Source organism: Pectobacterium carotovorum, from assembly GCF_900129615.1.
Lineage (GTDB): Bacteria > Pseudomonadota > Gammaproteobacteria > Enterobacterales > Enterobacteriaceae > Pectobacterium > Pectobacterium carotovorum.
In genome coordinates this window covers 895195-917904 of the sequence record NZ_FQWI01000001.1, presented here as the reverse complement: position 1 = coordinate 917904, position 22710 = coordinate 895195, and the positions used below count along the sequence as shown (strand labels likewise).

The window sequence follows — 22710 nt, the reverse complement described above, 5'->3', positions numbered from 1 at the left end:
AGTAGGCGATGCTGAATACCACCACATCGCCAATATTTGTCTTTGGTCGCCAGTATTTGCTTGTCGTGAAAAACTAATGGCGCAGCTGTGGCGCGCGGCGTTGAATGACCTCGGCTAATTCGTTTAGCGAAGGGTGCTCATGCTCAGAAAGCTCTTCCTTCATCAACTGCGCTTCTGCCAGATAAGTATGAATTGGTTGGCCTTCGTCGTCTTCCATCACAACGTGGTACCACGGTTCGGAGCGCGGCGTGTCATTACCGCTAATTTCTTCCCAGGTGGGCGTGTCTAATGAGTATTCGGGATCGATATCAATAACAACCCCTGGAAATCCCAGCTGTCTATGACGAATCTGTTGTCCGATGCCAAATTTACAGATGATCATATCCCCCCCCTGGAAATAGATTACACTTTCTACTCGTTGCGGATAGCGTGAAGGAAAAGCAACCGCATCCGATAACGCCTTTTAGCGTACAGCGTTTTTCAAGTGATGTGTTCGTTGATGAATCACTGGCTGAACACATTATTAACAGTATGGTGTAAATTTTTAGAAGATACAGCCCTGCTAATGAAATGTTGTGTGGTCGCAGGGCTGGAAAGGGGGGAGAAGATGACAAAGATAGCGACTGTCGCCTATGTCTATGGTGTGGTTCAAGGCGTTGGATTTCGTTACAGCACGCAGCATCAGGTCATGCGGCTTGGACTCAATGGGTATGCACGCAATTGTGATGATGGCAGTGTGGAGGTAGTCGCAAGCGGTGAACCTCATGCGGTAGACGCGTTGATTGAGTGGTTGAAGCAAGGGGGCCCACGAAGCGCCAGAGTGGATAAGGTGCTTATTGAGCCACATGGCAAGACGGACTATGAAGGTTTTACGATCCGCTATTGAACCTAGGCAACGCTAGATGCATTTCACCGGTTTGGGTAAGCCAGCGATTTTAGTTGCCTGCTTGGCTGGCCCTTTTGGAAACAGTTTATACAGGTAGCGGCTATTTCCTTTCTCCTCACCGTACTTTTGCGCCATCGCCTTAACCAACATGCGTATCGCGGGGGACGTATTGAACTCCTGATAAAAATTCCGCACAAATCGGACGACTTCCCAATGCGGTTCAGTCAACATGATGCCTTCCTGTTCCGCCAACACGGGAGCCAATGCTTCACTCCATGCGGTGCTATCCATCAGGTAACCCTGCGCGTCAGTTGCGATTGTTCGCCCTTCAAACTCCAACATCTTCTCTCCGACTGCGATAGTTCAGCCCGTAGTTTAACAAATTTTTCTGGCAGCGCCGGAATAAAAAAAGCCCCAGATGGGGCTTTCTCGGTGCGGCAATAGACAAGACTTAGTCGTTACGCATGATGCCCAGAATGCTCAACAGGCTAACGAAGATATTGTATATCGAGACATACAGGCTAACCGTCGCCCGGATGTAGTTGGTTTCGCCACCGTGGATGATGTTACTGGTTTCCCACAAGATGGCACCTGCAGAGAACAGAATGAACAGGGCGCTGATTGCCAGATGCAAGGCTGGAATCTGTAGGAACAGATTGGCGATGACGGCAACAACCAGAACAACGAATCCTGCCATCATCATGCCTGACAGGAAGGACATATCCTTACGTGTCGTTAAGACATAAGCTGAACAGCAGAAGAACACCACCGCCGTACCGCCGAGAGCCAGCATGACAATGTCGCCTGCGCCGGAAGAAATCAGCGAGCTTAAAATCGGGCCCAGCGTATAGCCCATGAATCCGGTCAGTGCGAACGCCGCCAGAATACCGGCAGGACTGTTCGCCAGTTTGTGCGTCAGGAACATGAGACCATAAAAACCAACCAGCATCAGAATTAAGCCAGGTGCGGGCAGGTTAAGTACAGTACTTGCCGTTGCGGTAACGGCAGAAAAACCCAGCGTCAGCGACAGTAGGAAATAGGTGTTGCGCAGCACTTTGTGCGTGCTGAGTAGCGAGCTTTCACGGGTAGAAGAAACAACAATACGATCCATATCAGCGACTCTCTCTTCAGGGTGCTATTATCCAATGTCAAAGAGTAAATAGTTGCAGGACGTTATTAAAGGTGGTTTACCCTTCTTTACGCTGAAGTTTTTCCATTCTGTGTGCCAGCGCTCGTATTTTGTTCTGCAAGTCGTGTGATGCCGGAGATAAATTGCACTATTTTATCTGTCACGTGGCGTTTTTACGTGCAATTGCGTTGCGTTAGATTATTTTTCAGGCAATCGAGCGCTGTGATGCTTTACAAGATCTCACACACTGTTTATAGTTCGCGTCATTGCGGAGGAGTGGCCGAGTGGTTGAAGGCACCGGTCTTGAAAACCGGCGACGCGAAAGTGTTCTAGAGTTCGAATCTCTACTCCTCCGCCAAAAAATTCAACGGGTTAGCTTAGGCTAGCCCGTTTTCGTTTCTGCTATAAAATCCCAGAGTCGTTTTTTACCTTGTGGTGTTGATGTGGTCATTGTCCGTAATAACCTCTGGGCTGAGCATGTTGAGACGTGTAGTGAAGACACGAGGCGGATTTTCCCATCACCTATTCATTCAGAAATGAATGCTAACGATTGGTAAAAAATAAATAAGCATCGAGTTACTCATTATTAATAAATCGATAGTTATTACTCCAGAATAATAACAATATAAACACTGATGTTATTTATTGCTCGCATATTCCTGAATAGCCTTGGGCACATTAAATAAATGCCGAATTGGAAAGCATATGTGTTACTGAAAAACGATAGAGTAAGGTATTGACTGCGTATTAAATCAGGAAGTCATCTTGCGTTTTATAAACCACCAGTTCCAGCAAAGAGCGATATTTTTCCTGAAAAGCAGCATTGGCCTCTGTTTCAATCTTGTGGACTAATTTAGCGATGATGGCCTTGTTGCTGACGGAATGACCGGATTGAATGATTTCTTCCACAATGTTACCGAGTATTTCCGTATCACTGACCTGAGAGTCAAGGCCGAGTCCACCAGATGTTGGGATCTCGTTTTGGGGCACCTCTGAATGCATTGCTTTTCCTCCCTTTAGCGCTTTCTTACAGGGTGAATACACGTCTTGCCAGACAGCACGAACACGCTATCCGCCAGACATGAAGAAACGGTTACTTAACTTTAGTCGATCATATGCATAAAACCAGTCGATAAGATAAATAAACACAGCGTTACTCAGCAATGCTTCCACACATGAAAGTATGACGGCGATCAATGGTCAGGCGGATAAATATGAATTGTTCGCTTCCCATCAATATTATGTCTGGAATAATTATGAGAGATACATAACTTCAATAAGTTAAACATAACGAGAGGAAAGGAGGCAGAGAAAAACATTAACAGAACATAAAGACTATTAATGCATTTGATTACGTCCTATAAGATTTTTATCTGTACGAGAAGATGGCATTTTTCTGTGATACAGGCTGTTTATCAATAAATGTCTTTTTATCAAAAGAGTGCTGTAGTTTACTTGGAGCGTTGGCATGCAAAAGATCAGAGCAAAAGCAGTTTGTCTTTTCCGCAATAATGGCAAAATTCTGTTAGCCGAAGGGCATGACCCGATAAAAGATGAGCACTATGTGTTACCGCTCGGTGGCGGCATTGATTTTGGCGAACTGTCGCAGGCCGCGGCGGAGAGGGAAGTTCAGGAGGAAATCAGTGCAGCGACCAAGGACTTTTCGCTGTTGGGCGTTTCAGAGAATATTTTCTCCTACAATGGCAAGCCGGGCCATGAGATTGTCTTTGTTTATGAGGCTCGCTTTCAGGATGAGTCCCTTTATCAACAAGATATCATTCATGGTATAGAGACAAACGGTATTCCGATCGTGACTCGCTGGTTTGATATTGATTTGCTGCGCTCAGGGGAAATCAAGTTTTATCCTCATGGTATAGTGGGCATGATCTAGCCGGAACTGACGGGTAGGGATGGTGACATGCCGTTGCCTCCGTGATGATAATGTGTGCCGATGTTAAGCGTCGAAATAAGGAAAAAAAGATGCAGGTTTTGATAGTGGTTGATATGCAAAATGCGGTGTTTGCAACGCCAAGAGCGCGACAAGCGCAGACGGTCGCATTGATAAACCAGCTTTCAGATGCAGCAGATCGGACGATTTTTATTCAGCATGAAGAAGACGGCATGCTGTCTGGCAGCGAGGGATGGCAGCTATTACCTGAACTGCATCAGCCAGAGGGGAGTCTGTTTATCACCAAAACGGCGTGCGATGCATTTTACCGCACGTCGTTAGCCGGTGTGCTAGCTGAGTTAGGCGTTAACCATCTTACGATTTGCGGGTGTGCGACGGATTATTGCGTTGATGCAACCATTAAAAATGCAGCCAGCCGAGGCTATGCGCTGACGATTGCAGCTGATGCCCACACGACGGCGAATCGCGGCGAACTGAAAGCCGAACAGCTAGTCACGCATTACAACGACGTGTGGCGGAATTTTATTATTCCGGGCAACACGATTACGGTAGAAACCACGGAGCACATTGTTGCTTCATGGAAGATGAGTCGTTAGTGCCATGCTGAAGATTATTTCTATCAGAAATCGCCCCGAATACAAAGAGCAGGCGATCCACTATTTCCAACGCCACTGGGCATCAGATGAGACGTTGATACTTTACGAAGACTGTATCAGCCACTGCATTGATGCGGAAAACCCATTGCCAGATTGGTATCTGCTGGAGAAAAATGGGCAAATTATTGGCGGTGCAGGGTTAATTACCAATGATTTCATCAGCCGCATGGATCTTTATCCCTGGCTGTGTGCGCTTTACGTTGAAGAAAACCATCGTGGCAAGGGTTATGCGGGGCAGTTGATTGAGCATCTTGCTCAGGAAACGCGCCGTGCTGGTTTTTCTGCGCTGCATTTATGCACCGAGCTGCTCGGCTTTTATGAACAATATGGATTTCACTTTACCGGAATGGGCTATCACCCTTGGGGTGAATCGTCACGTATCTATTCACGATCGCTTTAACGATAAATGGCGGTGAGCTAACGGCTCGCTTTATGCGCGTATCAGGTTAAAAGTTGCAGGCAACATGCGTAAAAGTGAACGGGATCATATTCTGCTGACGAGGAGCAGACTACGCTTCTTACAGGCTGACAGATAATCAGTTATCCACGATGGGAGAGGTGATTATGTACACGAGCATCCTGGTACCAGTAGATATAGAAGAAGATGAACTCACCACGCACGCGCTTACGCATGCCGTCAGGTTGGCTAAAATGTCGGGTGCCGCAATCCACCTCTTTCATTCCCTCCCGGATGCGTCAGCATTTTTATCTGCTTATTCTTTTGGCATAAAAGAGTTTGAGAATGAGGCGGTGGTGAAAGCGAATGACAAGCTGAAATCACTGATGAAAACGATCGATCTTCCTGCATCGCGTTTGTCATGCAGCGTCAGTTTCGGGTCGGCCAGAGACGAAGTGCTAGCGCTGGCGGAGGAGATTAATGCAGATTTAATTGTCATCGGTTCACGGCGGCCGAACGTGAAAACCTATCTGCTTGGCTCAAATGCTGCCGCCATTGTTCGCCATGCGAAAATGTCAGTGCTAGTTGTCCGTTAGTTTTTGCATAACGCTGCTGTCGCGTTTGGATTTGGTGATGGGACAGCAGCGACACTATGCATCAGCATGGCTATCGCAATATTCAACCCGTTCGATCAACTGCTCGATCTCGCGATCGGAAAACACGTCGATACCGTGGTGGCGCAGCAATTCTGCGGTGACGCCGCTGCCTGCCGTTTGTGAGCCATCAAATCGTCCGCTGTATATGATGCGACTGCCGCAGGATGGGCTTCCTTCTGTAAGGAGAGCGAAGCGGCAGTTATGCTGTTGTGCCATTTGCAGTGTTAGCCAGGCTCCCAGGATATAACGCTCGGTTACATCGCCACCGGTTGCTTCGACAACTTTGGCACCAGCCTTGATGACCGAATTGCCACCCGAGGCCGGAATAATCTCTGCTGAAGGTCTGGGCGTTGAGAAACCCGCAGCGAGCTCCGGGCAAAACGTAATCAGCCTTTCCTGCTGTCGCCACTGGGCAAGGTACTCGCCGACAGATTTCTTTTCAGTCCCGTTATAGCGAACAGGGAAGCCGGACAGGCAGGCGCTGATCAGAATGTTATGCATTGTGGGATATTCCCTCTAAGAGGCGAGCATAGGCGTTGCGGCATTGAGTCATCATGCGCGTTGTGTAGAAGATAAACGCCGCTTCAAAAAATGGAGAACAACAGGACAACAGGAAAACTCATCGGCCAGGTTAGACCGACTATTAATGACGCAAAAAATCGGATGAACAGGGATTTGTCTTTACTTAACAAGAACGTCACGATCAGGGAAACGACAAAGCCGATCATGTAGGTAATTTTGATGAGTTCCCAGAGGGAGTGATGTGGCACGTTTGTTTCCTTTTATCCTCGAAGCGCCTGCATTTTATGTTGTTAATATTTTATGATCAATTTTTTAACCCATAATGGGTAGTCGTGAGGCATCGCTCCGCGGTGTGTATTTTGTACTACAGTTACTATCCTCTGGTTAAAATGAGACCTTCGGTATGAAAACAACACTGGCTGTTGCGATGGTGTGTGCTGTTGCCCTGCTTTCTGTTTCTACACCTAGTATGGCGAAAAATTCTCGGATTTCTGATGAACAGATCAAAGAAAAGATTATTCAGGAATCGATTTCGTCTTATTCTGGTTATTGCCCTTGTCCTTATAATTCAGCGCGTAATGGTAGCAAGTGCGGTAAGCGTAGCGCATGGAGTCGGGCAGGAGGCGATTCGCCAATTTGTTACAAAGACGACGTGACCAGAAAAATGATTGATGACTGGAGAATGAAAAATGGAAATACATAGCATTCGACAGGAAAATAAAAATAGCGAAATAATAATCTCTTTGCTAAGAAATTAATTAAACTATTTATGTGACAGAAATATTAAATTTTTATTTCAGTATGGACATTATAGGCTGGCTGTCATAGCTTACTATTTTACCCTATGAGAAAGGTAATAAAATGAGTGAGATATCTAGCCTGTCCCTGAAAATTTCCCCAGAGCTGAAAGAAAAAATCAAAGCCGCTGCCTTGGAAAACGAGGTATCCCTCAGTGCAGAAGTTAGCGCCCGGTTGCTGAGAAGCTTTGATGAAAGCCACCAGGCCTCTGAGCTGTCTCCTGAAGCGGTGGATAGTCAGGGTACGGAGGAAGTGGGTGCAGAAGCGCCATTGACGCAGAAAGAACTCAAGAAACTCCGGGAATTACTGAAAGGTAAATCTAAAGCGACTTCCAAGAAAAAGTAATGCTGGAATGTGATTCTGATCTCTGATTGATTTAAAGAATAGAGAACAAAATTAAATCACCCAGGTGCCTTGATAAAAAGGTGTCTGGGTGAGTTTTTTTGCTCCCCCTGATGTTCGTATAGCACGTTGATTTCACCGAAAAGCACGTTATCCCACGCCATTTTCCTCATTTTTCATATATCGCCATTCCCTGCGGCGGTTGAATATAAATTCAAATAGTATTTATTTAAATGTATAACAAACTGTTATTATTTATTTTTGAGTTTATTGTTATATTCTAAATACAATATTCATTTTTCTAAAACCTATATATCTTATAAATAGATAGATTTTAAAAAAATGATCGATTTAATAGATATTAATGCCATAAGTTAGAAAATATAAAGATTATCTACAAAAGGCCGATACCACCTTCGGCGTAAGGAAGAGGTGTTCTGGTTTTTATTCACCCTTGTCGCTGCTATTTAACCACTAATTTTAGTGACGGTAATGTTCCTGGGCTTTAGGGAACATGGGAATGTAAGAAGGCAGTCATGGTACGAGAACGTGCGGTAAAAGATGGGGTGTAAAGGATGACGTTTTTTCCACTGCCAGTCTGTGCAGATGTCTTGCACCCTGCGCCGTATCTGGCTAGACCAGTTCGACCGCGCCGTGATGGATGTGGTTTGATGGATCATGCCTATCAACATATTGTTTATGTTTCTCACCAGGGCATATAAATAATCTGTCCAGAGATGTGTATTTTTTGTTATGAAAAAGAGTATTGGAGCTATCTGTATTTATTGAATAAATATTAATTGTTCAATTATATATTTTTATACAGATAGAGAAAATTAATTAAGGAGATGTTAATGAGTTTGTCCAACTGGCGTATAGGATATCGATTAGGGGCGGGTTTTTCCTTTCTGGTATTAATGCTTTTGGTAATTGGCAGCGTTGCAATTTCAAAATTAAGTGACTTTCACGAAAAAATGGATGAGATTGTTTCGCAGAATTACCCACTCACCGTCAAAAGTAACAAGCTCATTGATGAGCTGAATAATTACCTCAATAATCAGCAGTTGCTGCTACTACTGAAATCAGAAAGCGAAATTAACAAACAGTTGGCGTTGAACAAAGAGCGTTCAGGAACGATATCTGAACTCATGGAGTACTTAAACCAATCGGTAAGCGACGATAAATCCGTTGCGATACTGCGTGATATTGGCGACATTCGCCGCGATTTCCTTGGCTCCGCGAATAAACTCTCTTCACTGGTCTCGGCAGGAAACACCGACGCTGCTGCGGAAGAATACTTCAATGTAACGCGAGTTACTCAGGCGAAATACACCAGCAAGGTTCATGAGTTCATCGATATACAGGATGACAAAATGACATCCTCAGCGCGAGAGGTGGGTGATAGTTATAAAAATGCGCTGATGGTCCTCGCTACGATCATTATCATCAGTGCGCTGGCTGGATTAATTATTGCTTCACTGATCACCCGCAGCGTCACTCAGCCGTTACAGGAAGCACTGGGTGTGGCCGAAAATGTCGCGAAAGGCGATCTGACCTCTGAAATTTATACCGAGCGTAAAGATGAAACCGGTCAGCTGTTATCCGCCTTGAATAATATGAACAGCAGCTTAAGGCAGATTGTTAGCCAGGTGCGCGATGGGGCAGAAACGATCTCTAGTGCCGCGTCGCAAATTGCTGCGGGGAACCAGGACTTATCTGCCCGAACGGAAGAACAGGCAAGCTCGCTGGAAGAAACGGCGTCATCAATGGAACAATTGACGTCGACAATAAGAAATACCGCCGATAACACGACGCAGGCGACAGATCTTGCGGCTAGCGCGTCTGAAACCGTGAAAAAAAGCGGTGCCATGATGGAAACAGTAACGCAGGAAATGCGTGGTATTCGTGATTCGTCACAGCGTATGGCGGAAATTATCGGCGTGATTGATGGCATTGCATTCCAAACTAACATTCTGGCGCTGAATGCGGCCGTCGAAGCGGCACGTGCCGGTGAACAGGGCAGAGGGTTTGCCGTTGTCGCCAGTGAGGTACGTGCGCTGGCTCAGCGAAGCGCTACGGCGGCAAAAGAAATCAAAGAGCTTATCGATGACTCGTTCAAGAAAGTGCAGGACGGCATGGGGCTGGTAGAAGAAACTGGTGTCACGATGAACTCACTGGTGATGAACGTGCAGGGCGTAACGGGAATCATTAGCGAAATCGCGCAGGCCAGCCGTGAGCAAAGTGATGGAATCAACCAGATCAATCTGGCCGTTGGGCAGATTGATACCACAACTCAGCAAAATGCCGCGCTGGTTGAAGAATCTGCCGCTGCTGCGCTCTCTTTACAGGATCAAGCCAATAGCCTCGCGCGTACGGTCAGCGTGTTCAATCTTGGTGCATCGTACAAAAGCGCGACATTAAATAGAAAAGCAGAAACGCCCGCGCTGGCTGCCCCTAAAAGTTCCCGTGTGGAAAAAACGTCTGCTAAAGGTGAACTGGCAGATTGGACGACGTTCTAACGTCTTGTCGTTAACCTTATATAGCTGACTGACCGCCATTGTGTGCACAAATTGTGTAGCACAATGGCGGTTTTTCTATTGGCGTGTCGAGCAATGATGACAGTATGGTAATCAGCTTTTAGCGATAGTTTGCTTGGGGTGATTCATATACCACCGAACAACGTCAATCAGCAGGAAGATGAGCAGGCTGATCCCCATGACGGGCAAGCTCACTGCCAGCAGCAGCGTAATAAGCGCAATCAACACACGGTGAACGACTGGGACCAGTAATAATGTCGCGGTCAGCGTGTTAACCGGATTAGCGTCATGGCGAGATTTTGGACGACGTATCCACCACATCCGATAACCCCACACAATCATCGCACAGAGCCCAAGACCAAACGCCGCGAGGATGAGTTGGTTTGGTAAACCGAATAACACCCCCATGTGGGCATCCACTCCCCAGCGGGTGAGCTTGGCGGCAAGCGGGAAGGTGTTGAAATCGGTTTTGTCTACAATCTCCAGCGTATCTGGGTTTACCGACACGGCATCAACCTGCGTTGGCCAAGAACGATCGATCTCAGTGACGCTCCAGGCACGATGCGGCTTGGTGGCAGGGCGGATTTCGATTTTATTGGCATCAATCCCAGCATCGCGTGCGGCAGCCAGCACTTCATCAAATAACGCTGGTGAAGCGGCTTCGACATCCTCTATTGGCATCGACGCATGGTGTTCAGCGTGCTCATCCGTAGTCATCGCCATATCGTGACCGTGCATCATGTCGTGATGGGACATCGGTGTGGGCAACTGTGTGTTCACCGATGGGGTCTGCCACCCTAACGCAGTACGCGCGACAGAAATGTTGCTTCCCGCCCATTGCGACCAGGTTAACCCCGTTACGGAGAAAAAGAGCAACCCAAGCACAAGAGTCAGCCCCATCGTGGCGTGCCAGTGGCGTAAACGCTGCGTCTTGGCTGTCGTCGTCTGGCTATTTTTTAACTTCCGCCGTTTGGTCGCTGACGACAGATGTCGGGTTGACCACCAGATGACAATGCCGCCCAGTGCTGCGACCCATAGCCAGGATGCTGCCAGCTCGCTGTAATTACGCCCGACATCGCCTAACAGCAGCCCGCGGTGCAGGTAATCAAGCCAGGTACGGAATGGCAGGATGCCGCTGGTGCCGTAAACAATTTCACTGCCGCGATTTTCCAGCGAAACAGGATCGATGAAAACGGCGCGGCTTTCCGATGGCCCCAATTCCGGCAAGGCAAACATGACGCGGGTGGTTTCTCCCGCAGCAGGCGCAGGGCGTATCGCAAGCAGTTTTGCATCCTGACGGTGAGCGAGCCCCGCCTGTGCAGCATGGATTTGCTCAGACAGAGAATGTGGCGTGCCCTGACTCTCGGTGAAAAGCTGGTGTGAATACAGCCGGTTTTCAATCTGCGGTGTCAGGACATACAGCGTCCCTGTCAGAGCAGCGACAAAAATAAAAGGACCGACAAAAATACCGATATAGAAATGAAGCCGGATGAACAGGGCAACGATCGCAGCACGTGGCGATACGTTATCCATCGCGTGTTTATCCGATGCCGCTTCTCCGGCTGGGCGTGAGCCGGAGGCGGCAGCAGTGGCTGATGCCTGATTAGGGTGTGACATAGACCCCTCTGAAATCACTTAGCAAAGAAATGATCAAACGCCACACCTGAAAGGGTATAGCGCGATGCGTTATAAATGCACATGAGCAGGATGATGCGTGATTCAGAAAGGCGGGGCGCGGACTACAGGAGAAGCATAACGTTCAGGAAGGACAATGCGGGAAATAAAATGAATAACCAGCGCTTCCGATAAGGGAGTCGTCAGTATGGGATTGGGAGAGCCTGTTGCGAACAGCGCTGGCGTATACGAAAAGAGTACGCAGTAACCGCAAGCAGCATGATCCATCATCATGGACGGCGAAGAATGGTGTGATGGCGTCGCGTGATGCCCGGACATCTCATGTCCGGTATGATTATGATGCGGTTCGGCTATACTGCTGCTGTGTCTGTCGGACGCTGCTGTATCATGCGCGCTGGTTGTATGTGCAGTAATAGAACTATGTGCAGTAGAACCAGGCGTGCTTGTACCCTCTTCATGAGCATGGGCCCCATGAAGCACCAGTGTTTGTGAAATCACTGGGGCAATGAAGATGGTCAAAATAGCGAAGATGCCGACCCAGGCTGGGAAACTTCGCCGTCGTAGCGCGGACAAAAGCATAGCAGTCTTAATTCAACAATACCGGGTTCAGCCAAGGAGTGTACTTTACTTGTCCCTGCATTGTTACACAAATGTTTATACCTGGCATACTGCAAGTGACATGTGAAGTGCTGTCGCTATCTGTTCTGATTTCTATCAATGACACGTCATGAAATTGCTCGGGCGTAAACGGAATAATCCTACGCACGTGCGGGGTGATATTCGCTATAGTCCGTGGCTGTTTTCCATTTTGACAACCCGGTTTATCATGCTTTAGCGTTCTCGTTGTTTAAACGCTGACCTATTATGATGAACAATATCTTTATCAAGTTGTAGGAAAGCTAACTTATCCATTAATATGGATTTTAGTTGATTGAAGCACACCAACAGGGGGAGCTGTGCTGGATAATAAATTTGGGTTTAAACAGCGGGTTGCTAGCCTTCGCTGGCTGTCCGCCGCCATTATGCTGTCTGTAAGCGCAGTGCCTGCTTGGGCATTTTCTATTGATGATGTGGCACAGCAGGCTGAAAAGCTGGCACAAAAGGGTTTTGAAGCGCCGAAAAGTAATCTTCCTGCGCAATTTCGTGATATGAAATTTGCGGACTATCAGCAAATTCGTTTCAATAACGATAAGTCATACTGGAATAATGTACAGACGCCTTTCAAGCTCCAGTTTTACCATCAGGGGATGTATTTCGATACCCCGGTGAGAATTAATGAAGTCACGGCAACAACGGTTGATGAGATTAAATACTCTCCTGAGTACTTTGATTTTGGTTCCGTTAATCACGATCCTGAAGCCGTTAAAAATCTCGGCTTTGCCGGTTTTAAAGTTCTCTATCCGATCAATAAAGCAGATAAGAACGATGAAATTGTCAGCATGCTGGGTGCCAGCTATTTCCGTGTGGTAGGTAAAGGCCAGATTTATGGCTTGTCCGCCCGTGGTCTGGCTATCGATACGGCGTTGCCTTCTGGTGAAGAATTCCCGCGTTTCCGTGAGTTCTGGATTGAACGTCCAAAACCAAATGATAAACATTTGGTGATTTATGCGCTGTTGGATTCGCCACGTGCCGCAGGGGCTTACCGTTTTACCGTTTACCCGGGGCGTGACAGCGTCGTAGACGTTCAGGCTAAAGTCTTCCTGCGCGATAAAGTGGGCAAACTGGGTATCGCTCCGCTGACCAGTATGTATCTGTTTGGGCCGAACCAGCCGTCGCCAACGCTGAACTACCGTCCAGCGCTTAACGACTCTAACGGTCTGTCAATTCATGCCGGTAATGGCGAATGGATTTGGCGTCCGCTGAATAATCCTAAGCACCTGTCCGTGAGTACTTATGCGGTAGAAAATCCGAAAGGGTTTGGTCTGCTGCAGCGTGGCCGTGATTTCGCCGCCTACGAAGATCTTGACGATCGTTACGATCTGCGTCCAAGCGGTTGGGTTGAGCCAAAAGGCGAGTGGGGCAAAGGAAAAGTTGAACTGGTTGAAATCCCTACCGCGGATGAAACCAACGACAATATCGTTGCCTTCTGGACACCTGATGTGTTGCCAGAAACGGGCAAACCGCTGGATATTAAATATCGTCTGCACTTTACGCGCGACGAAGATCAACTGCATTCCCCGAATGTTGCCTATGTTCAACAGACCCGCCGTTCTGCCGGTGATGTCAAACAATCTAACCTGATCCGCCAGCCTGACGGCACGATCGCTTATATTGTGGACTTCATTGGGCCGAATTTAAAAGAACTGGATGAGAACGCTCCGGTAGCGTCTCAGGTCAGCATTGGCGACAACGGCGAGATTGTAGAAAATAATGTTCGCTATAACCCGGTAACTCATGGCTGGCGTCTGACGCTGCGTTTGCGTGTGAAGGATGCGAAACAGCCGACTGAAATGAGAGCTGCGTTGGTTAATGGCGAGACGACATTGACTGAAACCTGGAGCAATCAGCTACCTGCTAATGAATAAGTCAACTTCTTCTCTCGATTATATTGAGAAACTTCCTCTGCCTGCTCCGCAGGCAGAGGTTCTTCGCGAAAAATTACCGCAAGCGGCCTGGAACGATCAGGCCGTTTTGCATCAGGCTTTGTCTGAAGGCAGCCAGTCTGAAGATAACCAGTCTGAAGGTCGCCAGGTCAATGTTCAGGCAGAAGACGATGTTGCACTGCATTCCGTGCAGGCTCGTCTTGAAATGGCCTGGGCTGATGGTCTGGACAACGGTAAGCAGCTCGGCACAGACAGAGAAGGGCGCACGGCATTAAAAGCAATGCCTGTCATTACGCGCGCTTCCATGTTCCCTGATGTCTGGCGGACGAACCCACTGATCCGCTGGTGGGAAAGTCTGCTGGGCCGTACCGTGCCGCCTCGTCCTCATTACAGCCCGGAAGAGAAAATTTCCGAAAACCGCTGGCGTCTGGTGGGGACAATTCGCCGCTATATTCTGCTGGCGTTGACGCTGTTCCAGACGGCGATCGCAACCTGGTACATGAAAACCATCCTCCCTTATCAGGGATGGGCGCTGATCGATCCGTTTGAAATGGCAGGTCAGCCGTGGACGCGCTCGGTGATGCAACTGCTGCCTTATGTGTTGCAAAGCGGCATACTCGTTCTGTTTGCGGTGCTGTTCTGTTGGGTGTCGGCCGGGTTCTGGACCGCCTTGATGGGGTTCCTGCAACTGCTGATTGGTCGAGACAAATACAGTATCTCTTCCACGACGGTGGGTAATGAGGCGCTGAATCCCGAGCATCGCACGGCGTTAATCATGCCGATTTGTAACGAAGACGTAGAACGCGTGTTTGCGGGATTGCGGGCGACGTATGAATCGGTTGAAGCGACGGGCAACCTTGAGCATTTCGATATTTACGTCCTGAGCGACAGTAACGATCCCAATATATGCATAGCAGAGCAAAAAGCCTGGATGGAGCTGTGCCGTGATGTTGGCGGAGCAGGGCGTATCTTCTATCGCCGTCGTCGTCGTCGCGTCAAACGTAAGAGCGGTAATATCGACGATTTCTGCCGCCGTTGGGGCAACCAATACAGCTATATGGTGATTCTGGATGCCGATAGCGTGATGAGCGGTGAATGTCTGACGTCTCTGGTCAGACTGATGGAAGCGAATCCGAACGCCGGCATCATCCAGTCCTCGCCGAAAGCCTCTGGCATGGATACGCTGTATGCACGCTGCCAGCAGTTTGCAACGCGTGTCTATGGACCGCTGTTCACCGCCGGCCTGCATTTTTGGCAGTTGGGTGAGTCGCATTACTGGGGGCATAACGCGATTATCCGCGTTAAACCGTTCATCGAGCACTGTGCTTTAGCACCGCTGCCGGGTGAAGGCTCGTTCGCTGGTGCGATTCTGTCCCACGACTTCGTTGAAGCAGCTCTGATGCGTCGTGCGGGATGGGGCGTGTGGATCGCATACGATCTGCCTGGAAGCTATGAAGAGCTGCCGCCTAACCTGCTGGATGAATTGAAACGTGACCGCCGCTGGTGCCATGGTAACCTGATGAATTTCCGGTTGTTCCTGGTTAAAGGTATGCATCCGGTTCACCGTGCCGTTTTCCTTACTGGTGTGATGTCTTATCTGTCTGCACCGCTGTGGTTTATGTTCCTGGTGCTCTCTACAGCCTTACAGGTTGTGCATACGCTGATGGAACCACAGTACTTCTTGCAGCCTCGACAGTTGTTCCCCGTCTGGCCACAGTGGCGGCCGGAACTGGCTATCGCGCTCTTCTCGACGACATTGGTCTTGCTGTTCTTGCCAAAACTGTTGAGTGTGATTCTGGTATGGGCGAAAGGGGCAAAAGAGTACGGCGGCGCTGTCCGGGTATTCCTTTCTCTGTTGCTGGAAATGCTGTTCTCGGTTCTGTTGGCACCGGTTCGAATGCTGTTCCACACGGTATTTGTTGTCAGTGCGTTTCTCGGCTGGTCGGTACAGTGGAATTCTCCACAGCGTGATGACGATGCGACCCCGTGGAGTGAGGCGTTTGTGCGCCACGGTTCTCAGTTGATTCTGGGTCTGGTCTGGGCGATTGGCATGGCATGGCTGGATCTGCGCTTCCTGTGGTGGCTGGCTCCGATTGTCTTCTCGCTGATTTTGTCGCCGTTCGTTTCGGTTTATTCGAGCCGCGCGTCATTGGGTCTGGGTTGTAAGCGTGCCAAGCTGTTGATGATACCGGAAGAGTTTAATCCGCCGCGCGAACTGGTCGCTACGGATGAATATTGCCGGTTGAACCACCAGCGTAGACTTGATAACGGGTTTATGCAGGCTGTCTTTGATCCGTCAATTAACGCCCTTGCCAGTGCAATGGCGACGGCGCGCCATCGCTTCAGCCGAGCAATTGAAGACGTACGTGAGCAGAATGTGCGTGATGCTTTGAATCGCAAGCCGGAAGAGGTGAGCAATAATCAGCGTCTGGCATTGCTTAGCGATCCCGTTACGATATCGCGCCTGCACTACCATGTGTGGCAAAAGCCGGAAACTTATGCTGCGTGGGTTGAGTCTTATCAGAAACTTCCCGCACCTCATATCAAAAGCTAACTGCTTGTAGTGTAGAAAATTAGTGGTGTGAAAGATAAAGCAACGGCAATCAATCGCCGTTGCTTTTTTTTCGTCTGTCATAAGGTGTCGCAGTTCCTGAAACTACAGGAGTGCATTCGTTAATAAAGAGATGGTTCGCCTTCCGGGCGCGTTTTAAAACGGCGATGCAGCCACATGTATTGATCCAGTGCGAGCAGAATGTTCTGTTCAACAACCTTGTTCATCCAGGCGGCGGTCACGGTTTCATTATCTACAGGCGCACCCTGTTCCGCGGGCTGGATCAGTAGTTCATAGCCTTTGCCGTCAGGCAGTCGGCGAGGCACAAAAGGGATGACCGCCGGGCGTGCCGTTTTTATCAGCATGTAGCTACCGCGGGTTGTCGCGGCTTTCTCTACGGCAAACAGAGGCGCGAATACGCTGCTGCGTGGGCCATAATCATGATCTGGGGCATACCAGATAATGTCGCCCTGCTTGAGAGCACGAATCATGCCCTTCAGATCTTTTCGGTCCAGCATGGATTTATTGGACCGCATTCTTCCCCATGTCTGTAACCAGTCAATCAGCTTGTTATCATTCGGACGATAGACGCCGATCCCCGGATTGTGCATACCAAAAACGCGTGCACCGAGCTCCAGAGTTAAAAAATGCAGCCCGATAAGCAATACGCCTTGCTCCCGTTCGTTCTCAGGGCGTATATGCTCAAGGCCTGTTACCGTAAACCAGCGTTCGAGACGCCAATTCGGCCAAAACCAGGCCATACCCGTTTCAACTACGCCCATGCCGACCGATTCGAAATTCTTCCTGATTAATACATCACGCTCAGCCTGTGGCATGTCAGGAAAACACAGCTCAAGGTTGCGGGCGGCGATCTTGACGCGTTTTGGCAGCAGACGCATAGCAAGATAGCCAAGCGCGGTACCGATACGATAAATAACGGGGTAGGGCAGCAAAACGATAAGGTACAGGATGCCGATGCCCAACCAGGTGAGCCAGTAGCGCGGATGTAGCAATGAACGATTAAAAGAAGGGATTTGTGTCATGGCCTCAGTATCAATATTTTGGTGCTGGTCAGCACGCGAACCGTTAAAAAGAATCGAGTTAATGATTAGCTGCAAGATAGATTATTGCGGTGCTTTGCCAATAAAACAAACTATTGCCGTCTTATTGACTGATTTTTATACAGAAAGCGGCAGTAATCGTACCATCTCCAGAGAATGGTTTTTGACTTTTGGTGGCATAGGGCGTGGTGAGAGAGGGAAGCGGCGACCCAGATAGGATCGCCTGACACATCGTATTCACCGTTACTGTTTGAAAATACCTCTGGCGTAGCGTGGTTCACTACGCCAGTACTGTGCTGGGACGGAGACCTGTGCGCCTAGCCTGGCGGCCGCATGCCACGGCCAGCGAGGGTCGAAGAGTATCGCGCGAGCCAGCCCGATAGCGTCTGCCTCACCGGTTGCAACGATCGCTTCTGCCTGTTCCGGCTCGGTTATCAATCCAACGGCGATGGTTGTAATACCCACCTCTTGCTTAATCCGCTGCGCATACGGCACCTGATAATTAGGCGCAGGATGAATCTGTTGTAACGGTGATAGCCCGCCACTGGATACATGGATGAAATCGCAGCCCAATTCGTGCAGTGCTTTACTGAGCTGTACGGACTGTTCCAGATCCCAGCCGCCTTCCACACCATCTGTCGCAGAAATGCGCACACCAACGGCTTTATGTTCAGGGAAAACGTCGCGTATCGCACGGTAAATTTCAATGACCAGACGCATCCGATTTTGAAGCGAACCGCCATAGCCATCCGTGCGCTGGTTTGTCAGCGGTGAAAGGAACTGGTGCAGTAAATAGCCGTGGGCAGCGTGAATCTCTATCAGATCAAAGCCCAGACGATCCGCACGTTTAGCTGAGTCAACGAACGCGTCAATTAGCGTACGGATTTGCGGTTCTGACATGGCCTGTGGTGTCGCATCACTGGCGTTGTAAGGAACAGCCGATGGCGCGATAGTCTGCCATCCTCCCTGTTCTGGATGCAGAAATGCCCGTCCGCTCCACGGAACGCCCGTTGAGGCTTTGCGACCCGCGTGCCCCAACTGTATGCCGAGGGGCATGTCAGAATAGGTTTTGACTGCGTGAATCGCGCCAGCAAGAGCCTGCTCTGTCGCGTCATCCCATAAACCAAGGTCGTGCGGGGAAATCCGACCTTCTGGCGAAACTGCGGTAGCTTCGATAATGAGCAGCCCAGCGCCAGAATGTGACAGGTTACCTAAATGCATCGTATGCCAGGCTGTCGCCTTGCCGTCCTCAGCTGAATACTGACACATGGGGGCAATGATGATTCGGTTGGGCAGTTCGAGTTTACCAAGCGATACGGGGGAGAAAAGCTGACTCATAATGACAGATCCTTCGATGATGATACTTCATGAAAGCAAAAATGAATCCCAGAGGTCATGGGGTTACGGTAAGGTCATAGGTTTACGGTAGATCACTCTTTCTCGTTGCGCTATTCATTTCATGCCCTGACAGCCTCAGCGCTATCAGGTATGATGCCGGGCGATTCGATGTATCGAGCGATAGCTTGATATTGAACGTCACACGCTAACCTCAATGAAGACAGGAACGTACACCATGCCAGTGTTACATAACCGAATTTCTAATGAGGAACTGAAGGCGCGCATGCTTGCGGAAACCGAGCCGCGTACCACAGTTTCCTTCTATAAATATTTTACGATTGACGATCCAAAAGCCTTTCGCGATTGCCTGTATATTCAGCTTGAGCAATATAAGGTCTTCGGGCGTATTTATATTGCCACTGAAGGGATTAACGCCCAAATCAGCGTACCCAATAATCAGTTCGATGCCTTTAAAGCTGCATTGTTCAGTGCGCATCCGGCACTCGATCAGATTCGCTTAAACATCGCTTTGGAAGATGACGGGAAATCGTTCTGGGTGTTGCGTATGAAAGTACGCGAACGGATTGTTGCCGATGGCATTGACGATCCTACTTTTAACCCGGCGAATGTCGGGCAATATCTGAAAGCCGATCAGGTCAATGCGATGGCTGACGATCCTGATACCGTGTTTGTTGATATGCGTAATCATTACGAATACGAAGTCGGGCATTTCGAGAATGCGCTGGAAGTCCCATCGGATACGTTTCGTGAGCAGCTACCGATGGCGGTTGAAATGCTGGACGAGGTGCGTGATAAAAATATTGTCATGTACTGCACCGGCGGTATCCGTTGCGAGAAGGCCAGCGCTTACATGCTGCATCACGGCTTTAAGAACGTGTATCACGTCGAGGGCGGCATTATCGAGTATACGCGTCAGGCTAAAGCTCAGGGTTTACCGCTGAAGTTTATCGGCAAGAATTTCGTGTTTGATGAACGGATGGGAGAGCGTATCTCTGATGACGTTATCGCGCATTGCCATCAGTGCGGAGCATCGTGTGATAGTCACACTAACTGCCGTAATGAAGGGTGCCATCTTCTTTTTATCCAATGTCCGAGCTGTGCCGCAAAGTACGAAGGCTGTTGCAGTACGCAGTGTCAGGATGAAACGAAGTTGCCACTCGAAGAGCAAAGGGCGATACGCAGCGGGCGTGAAAATGGGATGAAAATCTTCAATAAATCCAAAGGATTGTTGCAGTCAACATTGCACATTCCTGCACCCGTAGCGAAAGATAAGGCTGAATAGCGAACGGCTCATCATGCAATAAAAAGCCCTTTCCAATGGAAAGGGCTGTGTAGTGTTGATACGTGGTGCCGCCTTATTTCTGGCGAACGCCTTCAACGGCAATAATCAGTTCTACATCCTGTGAAGCTGGACCCAAATCCGTCGTGATGTTGAAGTCTTTCAGCTTGATAGTGCCTTCGGCTTGAAAACCTGCACGATAGTTACCCCACGGGTCATCACCCTGACCGATGAGTTTGGCATCCAGCTTAACGGGCTTGGTAACGCCATTTAAGGTCAGGTTGCCGGTAATATCGTAATCTTCGCCGTCTTTCTTCACTTCAGTGGACGTAAACGTTGCCTGCGGATGCTTGGTAACGTTTAAAAATTCTGCACTGCGAAGGTGCTTGTCACGTTCAGCGTGGTTAGTGTCAACGCTGTTGGTGTTGATAGTGACATTCACTTTATCTGCTGATGGGTTTTTCTCATCAAAGGTAAAGGCACCATCGAAGTCGTTAAAGCTGCCGTAAAGCCAGCTGTAACCGAGGTGTTTAATGCGGAATTCGATAAACGCGTGCTGGCCTTCTTTATCGAACTTGTATTCTGCCGCCAGTGCAGAACCGGCAGAGGCAAGCATGGATACTGCGGTCAGGCTCAGTAGTGTTTTCTTCAGCATTGGTATTTCTCCATAAATCCAGAAAGTTAAGGAACGTTGCGACCCAACATCCGTTTCAACGTGTTATCACCATCGATAAAGTGGTGTTTTAATGCGGCTAAACCGTGCAGCGCTGATAAGGCAACCACCGCCCATGCAAGATAAAGATGCACGTCGCCTGCTATATCGGCCTGATCCGTCAAGCCGCTGACAATGGCCGGAATAGAAAACCAGCCAAAAACTGAGATGGAATGCCCTTCGGCAGTGGAAATGAGATATCCACTAATGAGAATGGCGAAAAGAATGACATAAAGCGCAATATGAGCCAGCGTCGCGCTGACGCGGGTTAATGTGGAATAGCTTTTCAACGGCGGAGGCGGTGGGGAGATAAAACGCCACACCACGCGAAAAATTAAGATGGCAAAGAACAACACGCCAATGGCTTTGTGAATCTCTGGGGCACGGTGATACCAAATATTGTAGTACCCTAATGTGACCATCCACAGTCCTAAAGCGAACATGCCATAAACGGTTAACGCTGCAATCCAGTGCAAAAGAATGCTGATATGGCCATAACGAGAAGAGGTATTACGCCAAAGCATGGTGATAACTCCTTATCAGATCGGTAACGCAGTCAATTCGGCGAAATTTAACAGGAAGAAACATAAAATCAATATAAACTTTCAAATTGCAACATTATCATAAACATGAGCAATTTTTTTGAATTTAAATTCATAATTTATTCAGTTTGGTTATGGAAGTTCTTTACTAGAAATAGATATTTCTAATGCCTGTTTTCAGGCGAAAGATGAATAAAGACGACGGTGAAATAAATTAATGGCACTGGAAAGGGACTCTATTAGTTGAATAATGATGTAGCGGGTGATTATTAGTATCAGGGCGGTGATAGTATAAAAACAGATAGGCACGAATTAATTTATTGACGGATATGAAAAGAAATGAGAATAACCCTAAAATAACAACACCGCCCTATTGGCGGTGTTGTTATTTTTTAAGAAAATCAATGGGTATTGAATATAATATTAATAACGTTATCAATTACTAATGTTTCCGATAATCACTGGTGTCACAGTCTGTTGATTCGATTTTTGCAATACCGGCTTCGAGTATGTGTATCAGTTGCCTTGCAACATCGGTTGTTAGCCAAAGCGTCCGGTCTACATGTGCTTCATCTGGTGCTTGGTCCGAGGTGGATAAGTAGTGCAAACGGATCATCATGGCGTCATAACTGTCAACGGTGCTGATGTCCCAACCTACAAGAGGATGTGTCTGAATAACTTCATTTTTTCTATCCATAAATACCCCTTATTGACTAGTTACTAACATGAGTGACTAATGAGGCTTCAGGTAGTTCATTTTTTTTAAATGAACATCATCAGTATACTGCTGCTTATTTAATTTATGGGAAATATTTTCAATTTTTCGTAAAAAATATTACACAGGCAGGTATGGCTAAGGGATGTTCAGATGAAATATCGGGACGAATAAATTTTCATCCCGAAGGTGTTGTTAACAGGGACGGCAGAGCATTATTCCACGCCAAATCCTGCATTTTTCTCCAATGCGGCAGCAAGTCGGGCAAGGTATTTCTTCATCGCTGGATCCCGATTCTCATTTTGAGATTCGAGTGCCAGATTGTGAATCATCAGCTTGTTTGCTTTTTCATCAAGGCAGAATGCTAGGGACGAAAAGGCAAGTTCCAGAGCGTCGATCTTGCGTTGTTGCTCGCCAATCAGCTCCAGCAGTTCCCCGAATGTCATTGCCTCTTCTGGTTTTTCTACCGTCATAACAGATA

25 protein-coding genes and 1 tRNA gene are annotated in these 22710 nt (G+C 48.3%); 12 read left to right on the top strand and 14 right to left on the bottom strand.

Annotated elements, in window-relative coordinates:
• Positions 1 to 73: 73 nt before the first annotated feature.
• Entirely contained in the window at positions 74 to 382 is a 309-nt protein-coding gene (gene hspQ, locus BUB06_RS04075; RefSeq protein WP_010276051.1) for a heat shock protein HspQ, read from the bottom strand.
• Between the two features lie 225 nt (positions 383 to 607).
• On the opposite strand from hspQ, the gene yccX reads away from it, so the two are divergent.
• The gene (gene yccX, locus BUB06_RS04070; protein ID WP_039471950.1) at positions 608 to 886 is read left to right on the top strand and encodes an acylphosphatase; all 279 of its coding nucleotides are present in this window, start codon (positions 608 to 610) and stop codon (positions 884 to 886) included.
• Positions 887 to 898: 12 nt separating this feature from the next.
• Here the strand turns inward: yccX and tusE are convergent, their stop codons facing one another.
• Both tusE and yccA read right to left on the bottom strand, forming a co-directional pair.
• On the bottom strand, positions 899 to 1228 hold the full coding sequence (tusE, locus tag BUB06_RS04065) for a sulfurtransferase TusE (protein ID WP_010305633.1): 330 nt from the start codon (positions 1226 to 1228) through the stop codon (positions 899 to 901).
• Between the two features lie 109 nt (positions 1229 to 1337).
• Positions 1338 to 1997 carry an FtsH protease modulator YccA gene (gene yccA, locus BUB06_RS04060; protein ID WP_039471513.1) on the bottom strand — a complete coding sequence of 220 codons (660 nt, stop codon included), beginning with the start codon at positions 1995 to 1997 and terminating at the stop codon, positions 1338 to 1340.
• 288 nt (positions 1998 to 2285) lie between these two features.
• On the opposite strand from yccA, the gene BUB06_RS04055 reads away from it, so the two are divergent.
• Positions 2286 to 2373: transfer RNA gene (locus tag BUB06_RS04055), tRNA-Ser, on the top strand.
• Positions 2374 to 2762: 389 nt separating this feature from the next.
• Here the strand turns inward: BUB06_RS04055 and BUB06_RS04050 are convergent.
• A complete protein-coding gene (locus BUB06_RS04050) occupies positions 2763 to 3017 on the bottom strand; it encodes a biofilm/acid-resistance regulator YmgB/AriR (RefSeq protein ID WP_039471515.1) in 255 nt (84 codons plus the stop codon).
• Between the two features lie 466 nt (positions 3018 to 3483).
• Between BUB06_RS04050 and BUB06_RS04045 the strand changes: the two genes are divergently transcribed.
• The 4 genes from BUB06_RS04045 (at position 3484) to BUB06_RS04030 (ending at position 5573) form a co-directional block, all read left to right on the top strand.
• A complete protein-coding gene (locus tag BUB06_RS04045) occupies positions 3484 to 3906 on the top strand; it encodes an NUDIX hydrolase (protein WP_010297142.1) in 423 nt (140 codons plus the stop codon).
• Positions 3907 to 3995: 89 nt separating this feature from the next.
• On the top strand, positions 3996 to 4520 hold the full coding sequence (locus tag BUB06_RS04040; protein ID WP_010297144.1) for an isochorismatase family protein: 525 nt from the start codon (positions 3996 to 3998) through the stop codon (positions 4518 to 4520).
• A 4-nt stretch (positions 4521 to 4524) separates the two neighbouring features.
• Positions 4525 to 4980, top strand: a complete 456-nt coding sequence (locus BUB06_RS04035; RefSeq protein WP_039471517.1) for a GNAT family N-acetyltransferase — start codon at positions 4525 to 4527, stop codon at positions 4978 to 4980.
• A gap of 164 nt (positions 4981 to 5144) precedes the next feature.
• The gene (locus tag BUB06_RS04030; protein WP_010297151.1) at positions 5145 to 5573 is read left to right on the top strand and encodes a universal stress protein; all 429 of its coding nucleotides are present in this window, start codon (positions 5145 to 5147) and stop codon (positions 5571 to 5573) included.
• A 54-nt stretch (positions 5574 to 5627) separates the two neighbouring features.
• Here BUB06_RS04030 and BUB06_RS04025 read toward each other — a convergent pair whose 3' ends face one another.
• Positions 5628 to 6134 carry a 2-thiouracil desulfurase family protein gene (locus BUB06_RS04025; RefSeq protein WP_010297154.1) on the bottom strand — a complete coding sequence of 169 codons (507 nt, stop codon included), beginning with the start codon at positions 6132 to 6134 and terminating at the stop codon, positions 5628 to 5630.
• 83 nt (positions 6135 to 6217) lie between these two features.
• On the bottom strand, positions 6218 to 6403 hold the full coding sequence (locus BUB06_RS04020; RefSeq protein WP_039471519.1) for a GhoT/OrtT family toxin: 186 nt from the start codon (positions 6401 to 6403) through the stop codon (positions 6218 to 6220).
• A gap of 155 nt (positions 6404 to 6558) precedes the next feature.
• Between BUB06_RS04020 and BUB06_RS04015 the strand changes: the two genes are divergently transcribed.
• The 3 genes from BUB06_RS04015 (at position 6559) to BUB06_RS04005 (ending at position 9814) form a co-directional block, all read left to right on the top strand.
• Complete coding sequence (locus tag BUB06_RS04015) at positions 6559 to 6858, top strand: hypothetical protein (RefSeq protein ID WP_072012985.1); 300 nt, start codon at positions 6559 to 6561, stop codon at positions 6856 to 6858.
• A 158-nt stretch (positions 6859 to 7016) separates the two neighbouring features.
• A complete protein-coding gene (locus BUB06_RS04010; protein WP_010297160.1) occupies positions 7017 to 7298 on the top strand; it encodes a hypothetical protein in 282 nt (93 codons plus the stop codon).
• A gap of 851 nt (positions 7299 to 8149) precedes the next feature.
• Positions 8150 to 9814, top strand: a complete 1665-nt coding sequence (locus BUB06_RS04005; RefSeq protein ID WP_039471521.1) for a methyl-accepting chemotaxis protein — start codon at positions 8150 to 8152, stop codon at positions 9812 to 9814.
• Positions 9815 to 9925: 111 nt separating this feature from the next.
• Here BUB06_RS04005 and BUB06_RS04000 read toward each other — a convergent pair whose 3' ends face one another.
• Together BUB06_RS04000 and BUB06_RS03995 are read right to left on the bottom strand one after the other, a co-directional pair.
• Positions 9926 to 11449, bottom strand: coding sequence for a PepSY-associated TM helix domain-containing protein (locus tag BUB06_RS04000; RefSeq protein WP_039471523.1), 1524 nt, complete (start codon positions 11447 to 11449; stop codon positions 9926 to 9928).
• Positions 11450 to 11551: 102 nt separating this feature from the next.
• On the bottom strand, positions 11552 to 12046 hold the full coding sequence (locus BUB06_RS03995) for a DUF2946 domain-containing protein (protein WP_072012986.1): 495 nt from the start codon (positions 12044 to 12046) through the stop codon (positions 11552 to 11554).
• A 443-nt stretch (positions 12047 to 12489) separates the two neighbouring features.
• Here BUB06_RS03995 and BUB06_RS03990 point away from each other — a divergent pair, with 443 nt between their 5' ends.
• Positions 12490 to 13992, top strand: a complete 1503-nt coding sequence (locus BUB06_RS03990) for a glucan biosynthesis protein G (RefSeq protein WP_117590829.1) — start codon at positions 12490 to 12492, stop codon at positions 13990 to 13992.
• Positions 13985 to 16564 (top strand): glucans biosynthesis glucosyltransferase MdoH, encoded by a 2580-nt coding sequence (gene mdoH, locus BUB06_RS03985; protein WP_039471527.1) that lies wholly within the window; start codon positions 13985 to 13987, stop codon positions 16562 to 16564. The genes BUB06_RS03990 and mdoH overlap by 8 nt, the downstream gene beginning before the upstream one ends.
• A 119-nt stretch (positions 16565 to 16683) precedes the next feature.
• On the opposite strand, the gene BUB06_RS03980 is transcribed toward mdoH, so the two are convergent.
• The gene (locus BUB06_RS03980; RefSeq protein ID WP_039471952.1) at positions 16684 to 17604 is read right to left on the bottom strand and encodes a Kdo(2)-lipid IV(A) acyltransferase; all 921 of its coding nucleotides are present in this window, start codon (positions 17602 to 17604) and stop codon (positions 16684 to 16686) included.
• A 261-nt stretch (positions 17605 to 17865) separates the two neighbouring features.
• Positions 17866 to 18960 (bottom strand): NADH:flavin oxidoreductase/NADH oxidase, encoded by a 1095-nt coding sequence (locus tag BUB06_RS03975; protein ID WP_039471529.1) that lies wholly within the window; start codon positions 18958 to 18960, stop codon positions 17866 to 17868.
• Positions 18961 to 19195: 235 nt separating this feature from the next.
• Between BUB06_RS03975 and trhO the strand changes: the two genes are divergently transcribed.
• A complete protein-coding gene (gene trhO / locus BUB06_RS03970; RefSeq protein ID WP_010297181.1) occupies positions 19196 to 20263 on the top strand; it encodes an oxygen-dependent tRNA uridine(34) hydroxylase TrhO in 1068 nt (355 codons plus the stop codon).
• Positions 20264 to 20336: 73 nt separating this feature from the next.
• Here trhO and BUB06_RS03965 read toward each other — a convergent pair whose 3' ends face one another.
• From BUB06_RS03965 to BUB06_RS03950, 4 genes are all read right to left on the bottom strand, one after another.
• On the bottom strand, positions 20337 to 20912 hold the full coding sequence (locus BUB06_RS03965) for a YceI family protein (protein ID WP_161503050.1): 576 nt from the start codon (positions 20910 to 20912) through the stop codon (positions 20337 to 20339).
• Between the two features lie 29 nt (positions 20913 to 20941).
• Entirely contained in the window at positions 20942 to 21496 is a 555-nt protein-coding gene (locus tag BUB06_RS03960; protein ID WP_039471531.1) for a cytochrome b, read from the bottom strand.
• Between the two features lie 460 nt (positions 21497 to 21956).
• Positions 21957 to 22211, bottom strand: coding sequence for a biofilm formation regulator BssS (gene bssS / locus BUB06_RS03955; protein WP_039471533.1), 255 nt, complete (start codon positions 22209 to 22211; stop codon positions 21957 to 21959).
• Between the two features lie 233 nt (positions 22212 to 22444).
• Entirely contained in the window at positions 22445 to 22702 is a 258-nt protein-coding gene (locus BUB06_RS03950; protein WP_010297192.1) for a hypothetical protein, read from the bottom strand.
• Between the last annotated feature and the right edge of the window lie 8 nt (positions 22703 to 22710).